Source organism: Gammaproteobacteria bacterium (assembly GCA_016200485.1).
Lineage (GTDB): Bacteria > Pseudomonadota > Gammaproteobacteria > Tenderiales > Tenderiaceae > JACQEP01.
Genome location: JACQEP010000009.1, coordinates 27,833 through 46,305 on the forward strand (window position 1 = coordinate 27,833; position 18,473 = coordinate 46,305).

Below are 18,473 nucleotides of genomic sequence, written 5' to 3' on the forward strand. Positions count from 1 at the left end.
TGTTGGTCATTATCGAATGGGTTGGCGCGGCGTAACCCGATCGCCCGGTTTCACTTCGCAGAATAATAGGCTGCGATCCCCTTGATTTCTGTCGCGCTCAATACGTCAGACATGGCGTGCATGGCTGAGTTTTTACGTGAGCCTTGTTTGTATTCATGCAATGTTTTCTCTAGATATGATTGTCGCTGACCCGCCAGCCGGGGTTTGTCTACTTCGTGACTGTAGCCGTTTTCGCCGTGGCAACGGTCACACTTTTGTGCCAATACCTCGGGACTTTGCGGGCTTCTTGGTTGCGAGGGTTGTGGCGTTTGAGCGGCGAAAAAGTTTGCAACTACAGAGATATCATTGTCGCCAAGTGTAGCCGCTGCTTTTTGCATATCAGAATTATCACGATCGTTGCTGGCATAAGCGTGGAGAGCGGTGGCGATATACTCCGGATTTTGTCCTGCCAGGCTGGGGATGAGCGGTTGAGTGCTGTTGCCGTCAGCGCCATGGCAATCGGTGCAAGAACTGGTCAGTTGTTGAGCTGAGGCGATATCTCCAGTTTCTTTGCCGGCACGCGGTAACGGTTTCTGCCCGGCATAGTACCCGCTGATTTTTTCGATGTCAGTGACGCTCAGCTGTGAAACCAGTAGCGACATCAGTTCGTGTTTGCGGGCACCAAGCTGATATTGCATGATACTGCGATCAAGATACGTCTGATCGAGTCCGCTTAAGCGTGGGGTTTTCGCGCCTGGTTTGGCATGGCAGGCATTGCATGAGCCCGCAAGCGCGGCACCAGCTTTCAGCGGATCTTGTTCGTTGATGGTGAACGGGTGTGGTTTTTGGGCGGCAAAATAAGCGCTGATGTTCTTGAATTGTTCCTCGCTGAGCCCCTGAATTGCAGAACGCATCATGGCGTCATCGCGGTGACGATCGCGGTAGGCGCGCAGCGCATTCACCAGATAATGAGGATTCTGCCCCGCGAGTGACGGGATGCCGGGATAAGGGCTGTTGCCATCCACGCCATGACACCCGCCACAACTGATGGCTTCTGTTTTGCCGGCGATCATATCTCCGGTGGCGGCAAGTGGGGATTGTTGTGGTGGCAGACTGCTGAAATAGGCGGTTACTTCTTTAATCTTCTGCGGAGTGAACGAAGTACGGAATATGCCCATTACTGAACTATGACGTTTACCATTGAAGTATTCATCCAGTGCCTTAGCTAAATATGCTTGATTCAAGCCCGCTAGGCTTGGAATGGCGGCATTATGGCTGGCGCCATCCAGGCTGTGACAGGAACTACAGGGCATGGCGGTTATCTTGCCAGCGTTGATGAGCTTGAGATCGGTGGATGTTTGCTGTGTGATCGAAGGTTTTTCCACACCATGCCACTCGCTTGTCATTGCGGAATAGTGGGTGGCAACATCGTTGATCTGCGCCTCATCCAATCCGCTCATCGCCGTAGCCATGGCGGCGTTGTTGCGGCTGTTGTCAGTGTAGGCATGTAATGCCGTGGCCAGGTATTGTAATTGTTGGCCAGCGATAAACGGCGCATCGGCTTGGCCGCTGGCGCCATCTTTGCCATGGCAGCTTGTGCATTGGTCTTTAATGTCTTGGCTGGTTTTGGTGTTGCCTGAGGATGTAGTGGTCTGTGCCTGGTCGTTGGGAGATGGCGGCGTGGTCTGGTCGCAGGCAGTCAGCCAGAAAATTGCGAGTAACACCAAGATCCATGCTTGTTGACGCATAAACAGTTCTCCATTTCCCTAAAAACATATTTTAGATATATCACTATTGAACCCGAAAATGACGAAGAATTCACCTGTTAAATCATGCAGCTAAACTATGGTTGTGTGTTCAGGGATCATTCATTCACGGCGGCGTAATGTGAAATTGAGCATCGGTTTTGCGGGGACGGGAAACCGGTGTGACCAAGGGGTGTTTTTATGGCAGTCGCAGCCCCTTTTTGATCGCTAGCAATGGAGGAGTCAAGTATGAACAAAGTAACACGTAGTCTCGGAATGTCGGTGTTGGCCGTCGCTGGGCTGGTGTTTTCGGTGTCAGCATCGGCGGATCTGGAGTTGGCCAAGAAGAGTGGGTGTTTGGCATGTCATAGTGTGGATAACAAAGTTGTCGGGCCAGCGTGGAAAGATGTCGCCAAGCGCTACAAGGGTGATGCGATGGCCCGTGCGAAATTGGTCGACAAGGTGAAGAAGGGTGGTAAAGGTAATTGGACTGAGGTAACGGGCGGGGTGCCAATGCCGCCGTATTCGCCACGCATTGCCGATGCCGATATTGAGAAGCTGGTGGATTTTGTTCTAGCGTTGTAATTTGAGTCTGATGTAAAAGACGGGCGCATCGATGATGCGCCCGTTTTATTTTGCATCGTAGCGAACATCGATGATCGAATACATGCGTTTACCATGGGGTGTTTCGACTTCGATATCTTCATCGACAGTTTTTTTGAGTAAGGCGCGTGCCATGGGTGAATCAATACTGATCCAGCCGCGATGGGGATCAATCTCGTCGGCACCCACGATTCGGAAAAGGCTGCTGATGCCTGCCACGTCTTCAACTTCAACCCACGCTCCGAAGAATACGCGCCGCTGATCAGTCGGTGTTTCGTGCACCACCTTGAGGTCGGGAAGCCGTTTTTGCAAATATCGAATCCGGCGATCTATTTCGCGTAGCTCTTTCTTGCGGTAAATGTATTCGGCATTTTCCGAACGGTCACCTTCCGCGGCGGCCGCTGTCAGCGCCGTGGTGACCTCGGCGCGCCGTTTCCAGATGGTGTTAAGTTCGTCTTGCAGCGCCCTGAAACCCTCGGGAGTGATGTAGGGAGATGATTTTGGTTGCGGGGGACGATAATGTGCCACGATGTGAACCTGAGCCTGTTTTTGGGGTGTGATTATAGCACTTGCCTGGTGCAGGCCAGGGGTGGTGGCTCCGAATCAAAACAGTTAGACTGACAAAATGAAACCGGAGGAGCATAGATCGATGCCTGATCTCGATAACAGAGTCGCAGACGTGGTGTTGGCGATTGAGGCAGAAATGCGGCGGGTAGGCGTCTGGCAGGCAACGCCGCCCTCAGCGCAGGCGCTGTCCAGCCAAGAGCCTTTTTGTGTCGATACCCTGGAATTCAATGAGTGGTTGCAATGGGTGTTTCTGGCGCGGATGAAAGCGATTCTGGAGCAAGGCGCCCCTTTGCCGGAACGGAGCGCGATTTATCCCTATGCCGAGGAATGGAGCCGTCATCATCAATGGGGTAATGCGCGTTTGCTTAATGCGCTGCGCAATTTTGACGAGATCATCGCCATTCACAGCAAGCGTCAGGAAACGAATGCGCCAACGGCGCATTGAGAAGAGCGTTTTTACCACAGAGGCACTGCGTGGGACAGGCTCTGGTGAGTAATTACTTTTTAGATCCAAGTTGAAAACGTATCCCCTGCGCCAGCGGCAGCTCCCGGCTCCAGTTGATGGTATTGGTTTGGCGCCGCATATAGGCCTTCCAGCAATCCGATCCTGCCTCGCGCCCGCCGCCGGTTTCTTTCTCACCGCCGAATGCGCCACCGATCTCGGCGCCCGAAGTGCCGATGTTGACGTTGGCAATGCCGCAATCGCTGCCCTGTGCCGATAAAAATTGCTCGGCATGGCGCAAGTTGGTGGTGAAAATCGATGATGATAATCCCTGCGGCACATCATTCTGCATGGCGATGGCTTTATCCAGTTGTTTGTAGCGCATCACATAGAGGATGGGGGCAAAGGTTTCTTCCTTGACGATATCGAATTGGTGATCGACTTCAATGATCGTCGGCTCAACGAAGTGCCCGCGTCCCTTGAGCGCCTTGCCACCGCATAGCACAGTGCCACCTGCGGTAACCGCGCGCATAACGGCATCTTCATAAGTGCTAACAGCCGCAGCATCGATTAAGGGGCCCATCAACACCTTTTTCTTGAGCGGGTCGCCAATACGCACTTGTTGATAGGCATGCACCAGTTGTGTCACTAGCTCATCATAAATTTTGTCATGGGCGATCAAACGCCGTGTCGTGGTGCAACGTTGGCCTGCGGTACCAACCGCGCCAAAGACGATAGCCGGTACCGCGAGATCAAGTTCGGCGCTGTCATCGACGATGATGGCATTATTGCCGCTGCACTCCAGTAAATAACGGCCCAAGCGTTTGGCCACTGTTTCGGCAACATGGTACCCGACCTGGCTGGAACCGGTGAATGAAATTAAAGGTACACGGTTGTCTTCGACAAAACGCTGTGCAATATCAGACTTGGACGGGATAAACAATGAAAATACACCAGGGTGGCCTGCGTCTTTCATCACTTCATTGCAGATGTGTTGTACGGCAATGGCGCAGAGCGGCGTTTTGGATGAGGGTTTCCACACCACCGTGTTGCCGGCGATGGCGGCAAGAAAGGCATTCCATGACCAGACGGCGACCGGAAAATTGAAGGCGCTGATGACGCCAATCACGCCCAGCGGATGCCATTGCTCATACATTCGATGTTGCGGCCGCTCCGAGTGCATGGTGTTGCCATAGAGCATGCGCGACTGGCCGACGGCAAAGTCGGCGATGTCGATCATCTCTTGTACTTCGCCGTCACCTTCCTGTTTGATCTTGCCCATTTCCAGGCTGACGAGACTGCCCAGCGCATCTTTATGATCGCGTAGCGCATTGCCAATGCGGCGAATTAACTCACCGCGCTTGGGCGCAGGTACTTTGGCCCATTCTTTTTGCACGGCCAGGCTATTACGAATGACTTTTTCATAGTCGCGGCTGTTACAACCCTGAACTTTAGCCAATAGCTCGCCAGTCGCCGGATTATGCGACTCGATAATCGAGGATTCTGATTTTAACCAGCCATCACTTCCGGCGTGAGTGCCCGGGTTGATGCGTTTGAGCTTCAGAGTCTTCAATATCTCCACGGCGATCTCCTGTGATGGCGTAGTGTTTGCCAAAGCGGTTGGCAAGAAATTCCTTGAGTGGGATCTGTTCCTGTGTCACGAATCCCTGATAACGGGGTAGATTATCCAGAACAATATCCATTACGCCGCAAATACCGGCGGCAGTGGTAACTTGAATCGACGACCAGCGTTTGCCGGCGATGGTTTGCGGATAAACTTTTTTGGCATAATTTTCTTCAAACAGATCACCTTGCTGCGTGCCTGAGACGGCAACGTAGATCAACACCACGTCTTGTTTGGTTCGAGGAACAGCAGTTTCCAGAACGCGCTTTAAGGTGTCGCGGTCATCGTTCAGGCGCAGATCGTTCATCAGCAGGCGGATGTTTTCGCAGTGGCCGGGATAACGCATGGTTTTGTAATTCATGGTGCGCACCTTGCCGTCATACGTTTCGGCCAGGGTACCGAGTCCACCGGAGGTGTTAAAGGCTTCATAAAGCACACCGTCGAGACTGATGGTTTCCAGACCTTCCAATGGTTGCAGCGCGGTCAGTTCACCGTTTTCGATCCCATAACAGGTGTTGCCGTATTCGTTGATCAAACCATCTGTGGACCAGGTGAGTGAATATTTCAGCACATTGTTGGGGTTGACCGGCAGCGCGCCAACGCGCATTTTGACGGTATCGATTTTGTCGAAGTGACTCATCAGATCGTTAGCCGCAATGCTGATAAAGCCGGGGGCTAACCCACATTGCGGCATAAATACTGTTTTGCGTCCGGCGCTGAGTTTTTGCACATGACGGGTGACTTCGACATCTTCGGTCAAGTCAAAATAATGAATATTGTGGCGGGCGGCGAGATCGGCCACCAGCGGGTTGCAGTAATAAGGCAGGCCGGAAATCACGGCATCGAAGCGTTCGGATTTCATGGTCTGATCCAGCGCCTGTTCGTCACGGGCATCAAGCTCAAAGGCGCTGGCGTTTTTGAGTTTTAACTCTTTGATCAGGGTTTGCGCGGCCTCAGAATTGAGGCTGCCAACACGAACATTGTAATCCCCTGATTCGGCAAGCATTGTGGTAATCAGCGAGCCTATTTTGCCGGAGCCCAATAATAGAACATTGCGTTTCGTCAAAGGTTTTCTCCTTTTGGCCGATCTATATTTATAGAAACGTCGCTTTGGTGTTCCCTCGCGGATTAAGGAGGTCCTTATGTCCCGTGAACGGTTTTCCACCTTTGCCAGTTCCCTGGCTCAAACCTTGTTGCGTGATGAACCTCGGTTGAAACAAGACCCGCAACACGCGAATGTTATTCATGCTACCACCGAAAAGTCCGAGGTTTACACCCTCGATCTGACACCCTTTGTAGCTAAGCCGGCAGCGCCAACCGCTGCGCCTTACTTTGCCAATGTCCAGACCGTCTCGCAATTGTTATCGGCTTATCAGGCGGCAAAGTCGAGTCTTCCGTTTGAAGTCGATATCCCAGAGGCTTGTGAAAACGTATCCGATTATGCCAATGATTTCTTGGTGGCGATATTGGCCAAGGCCAATGCCGCCTTGAGTGATACGCAGGCGCGGCTGATTGCCGGTTGGGTCAAGCATCTGGATGTGTATTGTGCCGTGAAATCGGTAGAGTCGTTTGTCTATAGCCATGCCGACCTAAAATTACTGGAAATCGCCCCGAGCTATAAGTGGGATGTGGTATTTGATCACATGGCGATTCGTTGTGGTTCACGCGCGCATCAGGATGCGGAGCGAGTTTCGGAATTGCTCAAAAAACATCATGGCTATGTTGCAACCCAATTTCCAGGCGAGGCCTTTTATCAGTTTCCCGATGGCTGGAATGCCTATCCTGTCTATAAAATACTGAGCAATGGCCAGGCATTGCGGGTGTTTGTTGATCAGTCCGATGCCGATCATCCAGCACAGATCATTCAACACTGGAATAAAGTGTATGGCTATACGGCACATCACCTCGGTATCCGTGCCACTACGTTACGTAATGGTGTGCGCGTCGCGGTGCCGCTGGCCGAGGTCATGGCGGCATTGGAAAAAGAAGGCATCAAAATCATGACGCCGACAGGGCAATATACGCAGGGCGCGTTATTGCAAGTGTTTACCCAGCCAGAATGTAATACGACTATTCCGCCCGCGCTAAAGGCGGAGATCGTTAAGCATGGTGAACAGCTGAGCAAGAGCATTGAAAATGCCAAATTGCTGGAGCTGGTGTCACGCAAGGAAATGTCACCGCTGCTGGCCAAGGCCTATTTTGAATTGTATGGCATCGATTATGATGCCGCTAATCCATTGCATTCGGCGCCCGTGTACCAATATTTCCTGCCGGCGCAGGCGGCACATGTGATTCGTACTTCACAGCAAGTTGCATAATGGGGTTCATCCAGAACGCCCCTGCTGTTAAGTAGCAGGGGCGTTTATTTTTTGGCGTTTACTTGCCAAGAAGCATGCTTAGGGATTTTTTTTCGCTAGCTGTGGGATGGTGGTTGAGATTGTAAATAATCCCGGCAAGTTCTTTAGTTTGGGGCGATGCCGATGGGTCATCGATAATCCCCTTCAGTCGAGTTTTGTCACTGCCGGTGGCTTTGTGTTCAACATTAAGCAGGGCCGTGGCAATCGTTTTTTCGTGAGCGCTGGTCGCCGGGTCTTTGGCTATATTTTGCAAGGTCATTTTTCCTGATGATGTTGGGTTGTGATCAAAGTCGATAAGGATAGCGGCCATTTCCTTGACGGCGACGGATTCAGGTTCTGCCGCATAGATGCCTGTGCTGTTTAGTGCGAGCGCCACAGCAAGCGCATGTATGGTTTTCATAATTTCCTCTTTATTTGATGTTGGGGTTATATTTGGACTTCACGATTAACCAAATAGATTACTTGGTAATTGGTTTCAAGCTTATTTAAAATGCATGAATAGATGTGTTCGAAGCAGTGACTCAAGGCCGGGGGAGGAATCCGGTATAATGCCCCATTTCCTGCGTTATTACCCACGTAAAAATTGATGGTAGGTGAGACAATGAGCAAGGCTAAAAATAAAACAATAGATTTTTCACTGGGTTACTATTCAAGTGATCGTAATGTGGGTGGAGTAGCTGTGGTCAGCGCCAAGGGTGGCAAGACGAGCGTAATCACGCTGGAGACCGTGCCTGCCACCGATCTGGACAAACCCCTGAAACCCGTTTTCGTGGGGCTGGCCGAGGATCACCGCGTCATCACCCTGGACCCGCGCACCAAAGAGCTGGACGTGCAAAAAGCATTTCCGGTGGATGCCTTTCCGGCGCATATCTATTCCGATCCGACTTCAAATCGCGACTGGTTCATGAACGATGGCGACAAAGAAACGGGCAACGACACGCTCAATTGTGGTGATAAAGGTTCTTCGGTCACGGTGATTGAAGGAACGGCCAGTAGCCAGGCAAAATTCTTAAAGACGATTTGTGTCGGCCGTGGACATCATCAAGCCGCATTTAGTTTTCCTTCGGACACCGCACCCAATGTGCCGAGCCAGGCCTATATCAGTAATCTGAAAGATGGCAGCATCACCGTGATTGGCAATGATCCGGCGCAGACGGATAAATTCTTACAAGTGCTGGCGACGATTAATCTCTGTGAGCCAGATAAAGAAGATGGCGTCAGCGCGCCGACGATTCCCAACAATTCTTTTCCGCATGGCTTGGTGTACTCAAAAGTAACGGGCAAAGTTTATAACCTGAGTAACGGGTATGGCACGGTAGTGGTGATTAATCCGGTGACGCATGAAATCGAGCAGCGTATCGCCTTGAAGGGATTTAGTAATTTGTTGGTGAGCCCCTGTGGTCGCTATGTCATTGCGCGTGGCGCGGATCGTAAGTCCGATCCTAATCATGTGATCGCACGCCTGGCAGTGCTGGATATCACTGTCAATGAAGTTGTCGCGCGGCTTGAACTGAAAGATATTTATATCAGCAAATACTTCTTCAATCCCGAAGGTACCAAGTTATATCTCACGACGTCCGTATCTGGTAGCCCGGAACAGTTAGCCAATCTGAAGCAGGATGCGCTGCTGGTGTTTGATTTGACGCAACTCCCGGCGCTGAAATTGACTGGCGAGTTACGCTTGGGTTCATCATGCGGCACGCTTGATTTCCTGGCGCGGGATGGTCGTACCGAATTGGTATTCTCTTCCAATTCAACCGAAGGTACGGTGGCAGTAATATGTGCCGAGAGTGATCAAATTCTGGAAAAGATTTCTGTGGGCCCCGGGCGTGAGCATTCGCGGTTGTGGGTGCTGTAATTAAATTGTAGGGGCGATTCGTGAATCGCCCCTACGTAAACAATTCTTCCAAGGGTAATACTGTTAGCCTTGAATCGATTTCGTTAAGAAACGCGCCGGTATCGATCAGCCAGTAATTCTCAATGACGTGAATTTTGAGATCAGAAGTCACGCTGTGGCCGCAGACTACGCGCTCAATGCCGCTGACACCATGGCGGACTTTTCCTTTGGCGCGGCGGCGTCCCCACAGCGCCTCCTGGCGGCAATCCATGTCGCCACGTTGCAGTAATTTCAGAAAATCCGGCCAGTTTAGACGGGGCGGGACGTCAGCGTGGACGATGCCCACCTTTCCATGCGCGGTAGCCACTTCCATCGCCAGCGGCAGCTTCTCAAACGCGGTATGGATTTGTTTGCGGCGTTGGGCATCCAGCGCCAACCACCACTCGCCGCCGTTGGCTTCGAACCAATAACGTTCGCGTGCTATTTCCAGGGAACAATGCAGCACCATGTCTTCGTGATTGCCCAGGCAGGCGTGAAACCAGGGCTGAGCAAGATAATGGAGTACGGCGAGGGAATTAGGGCCGCGATCGACCAGGTCACCGACAGCAAAACAGCGATCACGCTGGGGATTAAATCCATGGGCTTTGAGGGCCTCTTCCAGCTGATCAAAGCAGCCATGGATATCGCCGATGACAAAATCGCGGCCCGCTGTGTTAATGTTGAAATACTCGATCATGTTTTAATCCGGGGTCATCCAGCCCCATAGTCTACGAGTTGCGGTCATGAACGACCAGTATTTACATGACAACTTGGTCTTGATTTTCAGGGCGCTGACCTTTGCTGCCGAAAAACATCGTCATCAGCGGCGCAAGGATGTGGCTGCCTCGCCGTATATCAATCATCCCATCGCATTGGCAACGGTGTTGAGCCAGGAGGCCGGGATTAGCGATGTGCCGGTGATTTGTGCCGCGCTGCTCCATGATACGGTGGAAGATACCGAGACTTCGCCTGAAGAGATCGAAGCCTTGTTTGGCGCTGAGATCCGCAATGTGGTGATGGAAGTGACTGACGATCAAAGTTTGTCCAAGGCAGAACGAAAGCGCCTGCAGGTCGAAAATTCGGTGCATGCAACCCAGGCGGCAAAGCTGGTCAAATTGGCGGACAAAATTTGCAACCTGCGCGATATGGATGCAAACCCGCCGGCAGGATGGACAATGGAGCAGCGACGAGCCTATTTCGACTGGGCGAAGGCAGTCGTGGATCGGATTCGTGGCACGCATCCCAAACTGGAAACGATTTTTGATACGGCTTATGGGCGTCGCCCTGATAATTAGATTTCAAATTCCACGTATTCGCAATTGGCTATTTTTAAATCCAGCATTTGTTCGTCGCTGAGGTGGGTGAAATGGGCGATAAAAACCCGCAGCGTCTCTTCATGGGCGATGGCGGCAAAGTAGTCAGCGACTGGCTGGCCATCAAAGCCTGAGCGGATGTCATTGATTAAAGGATGGGTTTCAATCGGGGCATGGTGATGACGATTGATGATATCGGCGGTTTGACGCGTGCGTGGCAGTTCCGAAACGAGGATGCGTTCGATGCCTGCATTGCGCAATCGTTCGGCGGCGGCGCGGGCTTGTGTCTCTCCCGCAGGGGTCAGGTGAACATTACGCTGCGGATCATCGTTGCATAGATGCAATAAGTTATAGTTCGTCTGGCCGTGTGACGGATAAAATAAACGCGCATATATTTTTAGCGAAATTTGGTTCTGGCAATGGGAAATTGTAACAGCCTGCACGAATGAAAGAACTAACCAAGGGTTTAATTTGCGACGAGATGCTGCAAGGCGTCGGCCGCTGGTTGCGGGCAGCGGGTTATGACGTTTGGATTGCCGAAAGGGGATTGAGTGACCGGCAATTAGTCAATCTGGCGCGAGACAGCGATCGTTTGTTGATTACCCGTGACCGGCGTTTGAACAATGAAAATAATCTTGCCGGGGTTTCGTATCTGCTGTTGGAGTCAAATGCCATGCCGGAATGCCTGGCTGAGCTTACGGCTGCATTGGGCATCAATTGGCTGCGCGCGCCGTTTAGTCGCTGTTTGATATGCAATACGCCGTTGCAGTTGGCGACAGAATCGCAAATGGCGAGGGTACCGGGTGATGCCAGGCGGTTCGGTGATGTTATTCTTTATTGCGCGGGTTGCGATCGAGTCTATTGGCAAGGGAGTCATGTGCGACGGATGCGACATAAGCTTGAATCTTATGCCAAGGGGGAATGGATGTGAAAACGAAGTCTTATTTAAAACAACAAAGCGCCTGGTGGCGCTGGTGGTTGATCTGGGGGTTGCTGGCGTATTTATGCAGTCCGGGGTTCGTAAGTGCCGGCGTGTTTCGCTGTGTTGAATCCGGGCGAGTTGTATTCCAGGATCAACCGTGTACGTGGCCGAAAGTGGGGGTGGCCACTGAAAAATCGGCGCCTACGGCTGCGCCAGCGGTTGCAACAGATAAAAATCGGACGTTATTTTGGCGACTTGATCGTGGACAGACACGTTTTTATTTGCTGGGCTCGATACATTTTGGCCGCGCTGAGATGTATCCGCTCCCTGCGCCAATCATGCAGGCTTTTGCCGCTGCCGATGCCTTGGTCGTCGAAATTAACATGACGGCCATTGATCCGTTCCAGGTGGCGCAATTATTTGCCGTCAGTGGCATGTATCCGCCGGGAGAAAGTCTTCGCCAGCATCTGGATGAGGTGAGCTGGCAACGGTTGGTGAAGGCAATGGCCAAACTGGGGGCGCCGGAACAATTGGTCACCATGCAAAAGCCGTGGCTGGCGGCATTGACGCTGGAGTCATTATCGATCAAACAGGCAGGATATAATGAGGAGCTTGGGGTCGATCTGTATTTTCTGAATCAGGCGGCAGGAAAGAAAAAAATCATTGAGCTTGAAAGTGCAGCCAAGCAGGCGGAACTGTTAGCTGGATTGTCAGAGACGGCTCAGTTGGCGATGTTGCGCGATTCTCTGCGCGTGATGGATGACAGTAAGGAATATTATCAGCGGATGTTGAGTGCCTGGTCCCAAGGGAATGGGGCGGCACTTGAAGATTTGATGGACGAGAGTTTTGGCGTTACGGCCGGTGAAAAAGAAATAGAAACTGTGTTGATGACTGCCCGAAATAAGGGTATGACGGAAGGCCTGGAGCGTCTGGCCAAACAGGGCGGTACTTATTTTGTGGTGTTGGGTGCCGGCCATTTTGTCGGGCATGATGGAATTGTGGAGCAGCTGAAACAGAAGGGGTTTGCTGTGCAGCAGCAATAATTGCCGGGTACGTTACAGGAGAGACATATGAAATTGTTACGTTGGGGAATGTTGGCGGTATTAGGTTTGGCATGGCAGTCTGCATTGGCCACTGTTCAAACCAAGGAAGTTGAATATACAGTTGAAGGCCAGGTCATGCGTGGGTTTATTGCTTACGATGATGCCATTAAGCAAAAGCGCCCCGGTGTGTTGGTGGTACATGAATGGTGGGGGATGAACGATTATGCCCGTAAGCGGGCAACGATGTTGGCGGAGCTGGGATATACCGCAATGGCTCTGGACATGTATGGTGAAGGCAAGCAGGCGCATCACCCGGAAGAGGCCGGTAAATTCGCCACCGAAGTGAAAACCAATTTACCGCTGGCGCGGGCCCGGTTTATGAAGGCGATGGAATTGCTGCAATCGCAACCCAGTGTTGACCCGAAACGGATTGCCGCCATTGGCTATTGTTTTGGTGGTGCGGTGGTGCTCGAAATGGCGCGCAGTGGGATGGACTTGGCGGCAGTGGTGAGTTTTCATGGCAGCCTGGATGCCATCGAGCCTGCGCAACCGGGCAAGGTCAAGGCCAGGATTCTTGTCGCTCATGGCGCGGATGATCCCTTTGTCCCTCAGGCCCAGATCGATGCCTTCCATGCCGAAATGAAGGCAGCGCAAGTGGATTATGAATTCAAGGCCTATCCTGGCGCCAAGCATAGTTTTACCAATCCGGATGCCGACAAATATGGTCAGCAATTCAAACTGCCACTGGAATATAACGCGGCGGCCGACAAGGCCTCCTGGGCCGATATGCAGGCCTTGTTCAAGCAAGTCTTCGATCCTAAACGGGAAAAATAAGGGCCTAACAAAATCGCCTTGCGGGTCGATAACCGCGTGGGGTGATTTTTTGTGTGGTTATGGTTCAATAGAGGCGGTTTTTTATGGCAAAAAAAGAACAAGACGTCGAAGTAATGAAATGGGATGTGGCGCTGGCCAATTTGGCCACTGAGAAATATCAACAAAAGGGAGTGCCGTTGAAGCTGGATGATTTCATGCAGCTGTCGAAGGAGTATTCGATCCGCTTGGATGACATTATGGTGACCATGTTTGAGTTGGTGATCAATGGTGTCTGGAGTTATCGTGGCGAGCAGACGATCAGCCGCAAGACGCTGAATGAGCTTTATGTCGGTGGTCGCCTGCATGCCAAGGATTTGGAAGTATTTCGCGGCGACTGGTTTCCACAGAAATAGCGGTTTGGCATGAAAACGACTTAAGGGCGCCCGTGGGCGCCCGTTTTATTGGTTGATGATCCGCGAATAAACGCTAATAAACGCCAATAATCATCGAGTGTCTATTTGTGCCGTCGTTCTGGGTTAATATCTCGGAATGGATTCGCGCGAATTTGCGTTCATTGGCGGACTGTTATTTTGATGTAAATTCAAGTTGTTGAGGGTGCAAAATGAAAGCCTGTGATTTAAAGTGGGGCATGGTGGTCAGCCTTCAGGGAGCGACCTATGTGGTGAAGGAGCTGCACGTGCATTCTCCCTCTTCGCGGAGCGGGAATACGTTGTACAAGGTTCAATACCGCGATGTCGTGACCAAGCAAAAGTTGGATCAAACCTACAAGGGCGATGATACCGTCGAGACGGTGGATTTTATGCGCCGGCCGGCCCAGCTGGTGTATCGGGAGACCGAATCCTGCACCTTCATGGATAATGAGAGCTATGAACAACACACGATTGCCAATACCGATCTTGAGGCGGAAATGCCGTATTTGGTGGATGGGTTGCAAGGCATCTTCTTGCTGGTGGCAGATGACGCGGTAATAGGCATTGAATTGCCCGGCTCGATCGAGCTTGAAATCGTGGACACCTCGCCGGTGATCAAAGGCGCCACCGCCGCTGCGCGCAGCAAGCCAGCCACGCTGATCACTGGCCTGGTGGTGCAAGTGCCGGAATATATTGCCCCTGGGGAGCGTATCAGGGTGAATACCCAGACCGGGGAATTCATGTCCCGGGCCTAGCCAGCTCGGGTGGGCGGGGACTTGTGGTTCCCGCTGAAAGGTCTATACTGATTGAGCCGCAGGTGTGGTGGGGGGGGGTTCGTTGACCTTGGTGTTGGCGAATTCACGATCGATGTCTGTGTGCAAGGAATCGATTCTGTAACAACGTTGAGGTGTTTTTGATATGGCAACTGGTACTGTAAAGTGGTTTAACGACGCTAAAGGCTTTGGATTTATCACTCCCGCTGACGGCGGTGATGATGTGTTTGTACACTTTTCTGCGATTCAGGCAGGCGGTTTCAAGACCCTGGCCGAAGGTCAAAAAGTGAACTTCGACACTGAGAAAGGCCCGAAGGGCATTCAGGCGACTAACGTAGTGCCGCAATAACTCAGTTTCGGTCAGGCGTCTCTTAGAACCCGCCTTCTGGCGGGTTCTTTATTTGTGGAACCTGTTCAAGATGTTGCTGAAGGGCGCGTCGCGGCGTTGGAAACAGACTCAAAATGCTCATTTACTACGTGTAAACTCGGCAACCGCTCCCTGCGTTGCCCTACCTCGCACATCCATGTGCTCGTCCGCTTTTTCGTCTGTTTCCGCCTTGCACTGCATCCCTTGATCAAAATCTTGAACAGGTTCTTAAGGTTTTACTTCTGCGCCATTATTTTGGCCGCGCGGTCCCCGGCTTGATTTAAGGCCGAGACCATGGCGTTGCCGAGGATCTGGATAGCCCAGCGATGGGCGCTGGATTCGCAAAGCTCGACATAGGTTTTCAGTTCGGCATCGCTCAGTTCGCGGTAGGCATAGAGATAATAAGTCTGTGTGCCGCGTTCAATCGGCGCTTGCAGCGACTGCCGCACTTCGCGTTCCATCTTCTGCATTTCACCTTCACCCAAACGCATGTCCGTCTCCATCACCGGATCAAGGGCGACAAACACAGCCTTGAAAAACGCGGCTTCCATATCGATGCGTAATTCAGTAGTGCGATTGGCCTTGTCCAAACGTTTGACCAAGGCCAGGCGTTTTCCGGCGGCCGGTTTTTTCTGTAACTCTTCGGCAAATTGGCGCAAGTTTTTCTGCTGCTCAGGGTCGTTGAGGGCGCGTTCAAGCTGAGTTACTTTTCGTGCAAGCGGGCTTTCTTCCAGTTGCAGATAATCGCTGGCTTGCTTGGCATCGTAATGGCTGCGCAGAATGGCAGCAAAGTCCCGTTGAATGAGTTCAGGTTGAAAGGCCTGATTAAAGGCGCCGCTCAGAGCAGAGTTCATCTGGGGTTCAATCGCGCCGCTGCTTTGTTTAAGCACGCCCTGTGCCAGTTGAGGTACGTGGTTGATCAACTTCTCCAGGCCGCTGCGATCGACAATCCGATTCAGTTGTGCATTGCTGTCGTCAGCGCGCGCGGCGAAGGAGAAGGTAAGCCCCAAAAGCAGGACAGAAGATAAACGCAGGGAAACATGTTTCATTGTTAAAGATCCTTGAATCGCGGCAGGGGGTCGCCCTGCCGCAGGCAGTCGATGGCGATTAAATCAGGCGCCGTAGATTTGGCGATCATTCCAGAATGAGAAGCTGAATTCCTTGATCTTGCCTGCGCCGAGGGTCACGGTTTCAATGACTTTGTGGCTGGCGCCGCCGATGATGGTCAGTGTGCCTTGAGTCGGATTGGGGACGAAAATGTAGGGTGCTGTGCCGCCTTGTTCCAGGAAAGCGATCGGGCGGCGGCCGGAATCGGTGGTTTCGAGTTTGATTTCTTCAATCAGCTTCAATTGCGGCAATGCCGAGCTGTCGTAAACCTGAACCACATCGGTGCGCAGATTGTCGCGCTGTATACCCTTGCCAGTGGCGGCGGTGGTGACATAGAGCCGGTCGCCTTTGGGGTTGAAGCGATAAACGCTGGGATAAATATCTTGAATCTCAAGCGAGTTAACAATTTCATTTTTGGTGGCGTCGAACACAGTCAGTTTGCCCATCACGTGTTCAGGATTGGCCTTGCGATCAGCGCCTTTGCCGATGAAATAGCGATGGCAGCGGCTTTGCAGCAGATTGCTGCAGCCGGGCATCGAGATGCTGGCCTCGACTTCGTGAGTCAAGGGATCAATCACCACCACTGTGCCGTAACCGTTGTTCAGGTTATAGATCTTGCTGGTGAGTGGCGAGAAATCCATGCCGTGCGGATAGGCACCATTCGGGATGTGAGTCTTGGTATTTTCCTCGAAGCGCTGATCAAAGAGATTAATAGTGGCGATGATCTTGAGGAAACTCACGGCATCGTTCGGATCATTGCCGATGACGGAAATCGTGCCATCGTTGAGATTACTGGCGAAGGCACGGTGTGGCAAACGGCCGGCCTTGGCGGTCGGGCCGCTAAAGGCCACCACATGATGACCCCGGCCCAGACACAAGGTTTCGACGTGATCGCCATTGCCGTTGGTCTTGGCCAGGATGCTGATGGTGGAGCCGTTCACGCCGCAGGCGTAGGTATCGTTACCGTTTTCATCGCCATCATTGACGAGCCAGGCGCGCACTGAGCCGGGATCGCGATAGGCGTAATAGAAGCGCGCGTCGGCGGGGACGCCGTCTTCGCGACTGATTTCTTTGGTCGCCGGATCCATGAGTAGCGCGCGATTGTTATCATTGATGCCGATAAACACCGGCCGGCGGTTGAATTCGGCGCCGCTGGCCGCTGTGCTTTCGAGTTTGGTGACGCTGACCTTACCTTGAACCTGTTTGACGATGCTGACCGTGCCGTGGTTGTCGTACTCCAGATGGCAGCCGATGATCCAGTCGGGTTTGATCTGTGTGGTTTGTGTCATTGTCCTACCCTCTCAATTATTTTATGGCTAAATGATACCAAGGTTTAGTTGTTCCGTTCAGTGGCTGTCTGTGGGGTTAAGCGCCAGTTTGTCGCTGACGCATTCCAGTCGCAGTTGGCCATTCACAAAGGCCAATACTTGATCGCCGCCGTGGTGGCGGCGCCAGCCCTGGAGCAGGGACAGGTCACGTTCGCCGCGCACCAGGTCCTCCAACTCCTTGCGGCTGGTGAGGCTGGAGGGGCTGAGCTGATAGCGCTGGGCGCAGAGCTTGATGATCGCGTTCAGGGCATCGACCAAGGCGTCTTCTGCAGATTCCAGGCGCCGTGGCAGGTGGAGCTTGGGCCAGGCCTCCTTGGGCAGCGCTTCGGCGGCGCGGATGCATGCCAGCAGCGCGTTGCCGTGGCGCTGGGCTACCCCGGCCGGGAGTCCGCGCAGTTTGGATAAGGCTTCCGTATCGCGGGGCCGCAGGCGGCACAGATCGACCAGTGGTTCGTCGGTCAGGACATGACGCCGAGGCAGGTCGCTGGCGATGGCGGTTTCCTCACGCCAGGCAGCGATTGTGCTCAGGATCGCCAATTGCACGCCCCTGAGCTTTTGTGTGCCCTTGACGCGGAGCCAGGCCTGTTCCGGATTCGGCCGGTAGCGGCGTTCGTCGCAGAGGGCGGTGAAGTCTTCGTCCAGCCAGTCCAGGCGTCCGGCGTCCTGTAATCGCTGGCGCATCAGCGGGTAGATCGTGGCCAGGTGGCGGACATCGTCCTCGGCATAGCTGATCTGAGCCGGGTCCAGCGGGCGCCGCAGCCAGTCGGTGCGGCTTTGGGTCTTGTCCAGGTCCAGTCCTAACAGTTCCTTGACCAGATTGGCGTATCCCAGTTGCTCGCCCAGCCCAAGCAGGGTGGCGGCGATCTGGGTGTCGAAGACAGCTCGCGGCAGGTGGCCGAAACGGTGAAAAAAGATTTCCATGTCCTGGCTGCCAGAGTGCAGCACCTTGGTGACGCCAGGGTTTTGCAGCAACTCATCAAGCGAGGAAAGGTCGTCGATGGCCAGCGGATCAACGCAGGCGATCAATTCGGCGGTGCCGATCTGGATCAGCGCCAGTTGCGGGTAATAAGTACGCTCGCGTACAAATTCGGTGTCGATGGCGACAAAATCGCTATTGGCGAGCCGGCTGCAGAATTGGGCCAGTGCCTGGGAGTCGGTGATGTAGTGAGCAGTCATGAGATAC

Annotated in this window: 21 protein-coding genes; 11 read left to right on the forward strand and 10 right to left on the reverse strand. The window is 52.8% G+C overall.

Annotation, left to right across the window (positions count from 1 at the left end; translation table 11 throughout):
• Window positions 1-50: 50 nt before the first annotated feature.
• Entirely contained in the window at window positions 51-1,727 is a 1,677-nt protein-coding gene (locus HY272_04950) for a c-type cytochrome (GenBank protein ID MBI3772026.1), read from the reverse strand.
• Window positions 1,728-1,973: 246 nt separating this feature from the next.
• On the opposite strand from HY272_04950, the gene HY272_04955 reads away from it, so the two are divergent.
• Window positions 1,974-2,309, forward strand: a complete 336-nt coding sequence (locus HY272_04955; GenBank protein MBI3772027.1) for a c-type cytochrome — start codon at window positions 1,974-1,976, stop codon at window positions 2,307-2,309.
• Between the two features lie 45 nt (window positions 2,310-2,354).
• Here HY272_04955 and greB read toward each other — a convergent pair whose 3' ends face one another.
• Window positions 2,355-2,855, reverse strand: a complete 501-nt coding sequence (gene greB, locus HY272_04960) for a transcription elongation factor GreB (protein MBI3772028.1) — start codon at window positions 2,853-2,855, stop codon at window positions 2,355-2,357.
• A 121-nt stretch (window positions 2,856-2,976) separates the two neighbouring features.
• On the opposite strand from greB, the gene HY272_04965 reads away from it, so the two are divergent.
• Entirely contained in the window at window positions 2,977-3,339 is a 363-nt protein-coding gene (locus tag HY272_04965; protein ID MBI3772029.1) for a YqcC family protein, read from the forward strand.
• Between the two features lie 52 nt (window positions 3,340-3,391).
• Here HY272_04965 and HY272_04970 read toward each other — a convergent pair whose 3' ends face one another.
• Window positions 3,392-4,918 (reverse strand): aldehyde dehydrogenase family protein, encoded by a 1,527-nt coding sequence (locus HY272_04970; GenBank protein MBI3772030.1) that lies wholly within the window; start codon window positions 4,916-4,918, stop codon window positions 3,392-3,394.
• Window positions 4,857-5,966 carry a saccharopine dehydrogenase NADP-binding domain-containing protein gene (locus HY272_04975; protein MBI3772031.1) on the reverse strand — a complete coding sequence of 370 codons (1,110 nt, stop codon included), beginning with the start codon at window positions 5,964-5,966 and terminating at the stop codon, window positions 4,857-4,859. The genes HY272_04970 and HY272_04975 overlap by 62 nt, the downstream gene beginning before the upstream one ends.
• Before the next feature lie 136 nt (window positions 5,967-6,102).
• Between HY272_04975 and HY272_04980 the strand changes: the two genes are divergently transcribed.
• A complete protein-coding gene (locus HY272_04980; GenBank protein MBI3772032.1) occupies window positions 6,103-7,278 on the forward strand; it encodes a hypothetical protein in 1,176 nt (391 codons plus the stop codon).
• A 58-nt stretch (window positions 7,279-7,336) separates the two neighbouring features.
• Here HY272_04980 and HY272_04985 read toward each other — a convergent pair whose 3' ends face one another.
• Window positions 7,337-7,717: a hypothetical protein gene (locus tag HY272_04985; protein ID MBI3772033.1), complete on the reverse strand. Its 381-nt coding sequence runs from the start codon at window positions 7,715-7,717 to the stop codon at window positions 7,337-7,339.
• Window positions 7,718-7,918: 201 nt separating this feature from the next.
• On the opposite strand from HY272_04985, the gene HY272_04990 reads away from it, so the two are divergent.
• Complete coding sequence (locus HY272_04990) at window positions 7,919-9,175, forward strand: hypothetical protein (GenBank protein MBI3772034.1); 1,257 nt, start codon at window positions 7,919-7,921, stop codon at window positions 9,173-9,175.
• A 31-nt stretch (window positions 9,176-9,206) separates the two neighbouring features.
• Here HY272_04990 and HY272_04995 read toward each other — a convergent pair whose 3' ends face one another.
• Window positions 9,207-9,890, reverse strand: coding sequence for a metallophosphoesterase (locus tag HY272_04995; protein ID MBI3772035.1), 684 nt, complete (start codon window positions 9,888-9,890; stop codon window positions 9,207-9,209).
• Window positions 9,891-9,936: 46 nt separating this feature from the next.
• Here HY272_04995 and HY272_05000 point away from each other — a divergent pair, with 46 nt between their 5' ends.
• A complete protein-coding gene (locus tag HY272_05000) occupies window positions 9,937-10,488 on the forward strand; it encodes a bifunctional (p)ppGpp synthetase/guanosine-3',5'-bis(diphosphate) 3'-pyrophosphohydrolase (protein ID MBI3772036.1) in 552 nt (183 codons plus the stop codon).
• Here the strand turns inward: HY272_05000 and HY272_05005 are convergent.
• Window positions 10,485-10,850 (reverse strand): histidine phosphatase family protein, encoded by a 366-nt coding sequence (locus HY272_05005; protein ID MBI3772037.1) that lies wholly within the window; start codon window positions 10,848-10,850, stop codon window positions 10,485-10,487. The genes HY272_05000 and HY272_05005 overlap by 4 nt on opposite strands.
• 101 nt (window positions 10,851-10,951) lie before the next feature.
• Between HY272_05005 and HY272_05010 the strand changes: the two genes are divergently transcribed.
• From HY272_05010 to HY272_05035, 6 genes are all read left to right on the forward strand, one after another.
• A complete protein-coding gene (locus HY272_05010) occupies window positions 10,952-11,437 on the forward strand; it encodes a hypothetical protein (GenBank protein ID MBI3772038.1) in 486 nt (161 codons plus the stop codon).
• A complete protein-coding gene (locus tag HY272_05015; protein MBI3772039.1) occupies window positions 11,434-12,471 on the forward strand; it encodes a TraB/GumN family protein in 1,038 nt (345 codons plus the stop codon). The genes HY272_05010 and HY272_05015 overlap by 4 nt, the downstream gene beginning before the upstream one ends.
• Window positions 12,472-12,498: 27 nt before the next feature.
• The gene (locus tag HY272_05020) at window positions 12,499-13,305 is read left to right on the forward strand and encodes a dienelactone hydrolase family protein (protein MBI3772040.1); all 807 of its coding nucleotides are present in this window, start codon (window positions 12,499-12,501) and stop codon (window positions 13,303-13,305) included.
• Window positions 13,306-13,388: 83 nt separating this feature from the next.
• Window positions 13,389-13,697, forward strand: coding sequence for a hypothetical protein (locus HY272_05025; GenBank protein MBI3772041.1), 309 nt, complete (start codon window positions 13,389-13,391; stop codon window positions 13,695-13,697).
• A gap of 209 nt (window positions 13,698-13,906) precedes the next feature.
• The gene (gene yeiP / locus HY272_05030) at window positions 13,907-14,470 is read left to right on the forward strand and encodes an elongation factor P-like protein YeiP (GenBank protein MBI3772042.1); all 564 of its coding nucleotides are present in this window, start codon (window positions 13,907-13,909) and stop codon (window positions 14,468-14,470) included.
• A 163-nt stretch (window positions 14,471-14,633) separates the two neighbouring features.
• Entirely contained in the window at window positions 14,634-14,837 is a 204-nt protein-coding gene (locus HY272_05035) for a cold-shock protein (GenBank protein MBI3772043.1), read from the forward strand.
• Window positions 14,838-15,091: 254 nt separating this feature from the next.
• Here HY272_05035 and HY272_05040 read toward each other — a convergent pair whose 3' ends face one another.
• From HY272_05040 to rnd, 3 genes are all read right to left on the reverse strand, one after another.
• On the reverse strand, window positions 15,092-15,904 hold the full coding sequence (locus HY272_05040; GenBank protein ID MBI3772044.1) for a hypothetical protein: 813 nt from the start codon (window positions 15,902-15,904) through the stop codon (window positions 15,092-15,094).
• 63 nt (window positions 15,905-15,967) lie between these two features.
• Window positions 15,968-17,251 (reverse strand): hypothetical protein, encoded by a 1,284-nt coding sequence (locus HY272_05045; protein ID MBI3772045.1) that lies wholly within the window; start codon window positions 17,249-17,251, stop codon window positions 15,968-15,970.
• A 57-nt stretch (window positions 17,252-17,308) separates the two neighbouring features.
• Entirely contained in the window at window positions 17,309-18,466 is a 1,158-nt protein-coding gene (rnd, locus tag HY272_05050) for a ribonuclease D (GenBank protein MBI3772046.1), read from the reverse strand.
• Window positions 18,467-18,473: the final 7 nt, after the last annotated feature.

Coding starts and splice junctions, on each gene's coding strand:
- HY272_04950 (MBI3772026.1), bottom strand. CDS start 1,727: ATGCGTCAACAAGCATGGATCTTGGTGTTACTCGCAATTTTCTGGCTG.
- HY272_04955 (MBI3772027.1), top strand. CDS start 1,974: ATGAACAAAGTAACACGTAGTCTCGGAATGTCGGTGTTGGCCGTCGCT.
- HY272_04965 (MBI3772029.1), top strand. CDS start 2,977: ATGCCTGATCTCGATAACAGAGTCGCAGACGTGGTGTTGGCGATTGAG.
- HY272_04975 (MBI3772031.1), bottom strand. CDS start 5,966: ATGCTTGCCGAATCAGGGGATTACAATGTTCGTGTTGGCAGCCTCAAT.
- HY272_04980 (MBI3772032.1), top strand. CDS start 6,103: ATGTCCCGTGAACGGTTTTCCACCTTTGCCAGTTCCCTGGCTCAAACC.
- HY272_04985 (MBI3772033.1), bottom strand. CDS start 7,717: ATGAAAACCATACATGCGCTTGCTGTGGCGCTCGCACTAAACAGCACA.
- HY272_04990 (MBI3772034.1), top strand. CDS start 7,919: ATGAGCAAGGCTAAAAATAAAACAATAGATTTTTCACTGGGTTACTAT.
- HY272_04995 (MBI3772035.1), bottom strand. CDS start 9,890: ATGATCGAGTATTTCAACATTAACACAGCGGGCCGCGATTTTGTCATC.
- HY272_05000 (MBI3772036.1), top strand. CDS start 9,937: ATGAACGACCAGTATTTACATGACAACTTGGTCTTGATTTTCAGGGCG.
- HY272_05010 (MBI3772038.1), top strand. CDS start 10,952: ATGAAAGAACTAACCAAGGGTTTAATTTGCGACGAGATGCTGCAAGGC.
- HY272_05020 (MBI3772040.1), top strand. CDS start 12,499: ATGAAATTGTTACGTTGGGGAATGTTGGCGGTATTAGGTTTGGCATGG.
- HY272_05025 (MBI3772041.1), top strand. CDS start 13,389: ATGGCAAAAAAAGAACAAGACGTCGAAGTAATGAAATGGGATGTGGCG.
- yeiP (MBI3772042.1), top strand. CDS start 13,907: ATGAAAGCCTGTGATTTAAAGTGGGGCATGGTGGTCAGCCTTCAGGGA.
- HY272_05035 (MBI3772043.1), top strand. CDS start 14,634: ATGGCAACTGGTACTGTAAAGTGGTTTAACGACGCTAAAGGCTTTGGA.
- HY272_05040 (MBI3772044.1), bottom strand. CDS start 15,904: ATGAAACATGTTTCCCTGCGTTTATCTTCTGTCCTGCTTTTGGGGCTT.
- HY272_05045 (MBI3772045.1), bottom strand. CDS start 17,251: ATGACACAAACCACACAGATCAAACCCGACTGGATCATCGGCTGCCAT.
- rnd (MBI3772046.1), bottom strand. CDS start 18,466: ATGACTGCTCACTACATCACCGACTCCCAGGCACTGGCCCAATTCTGC.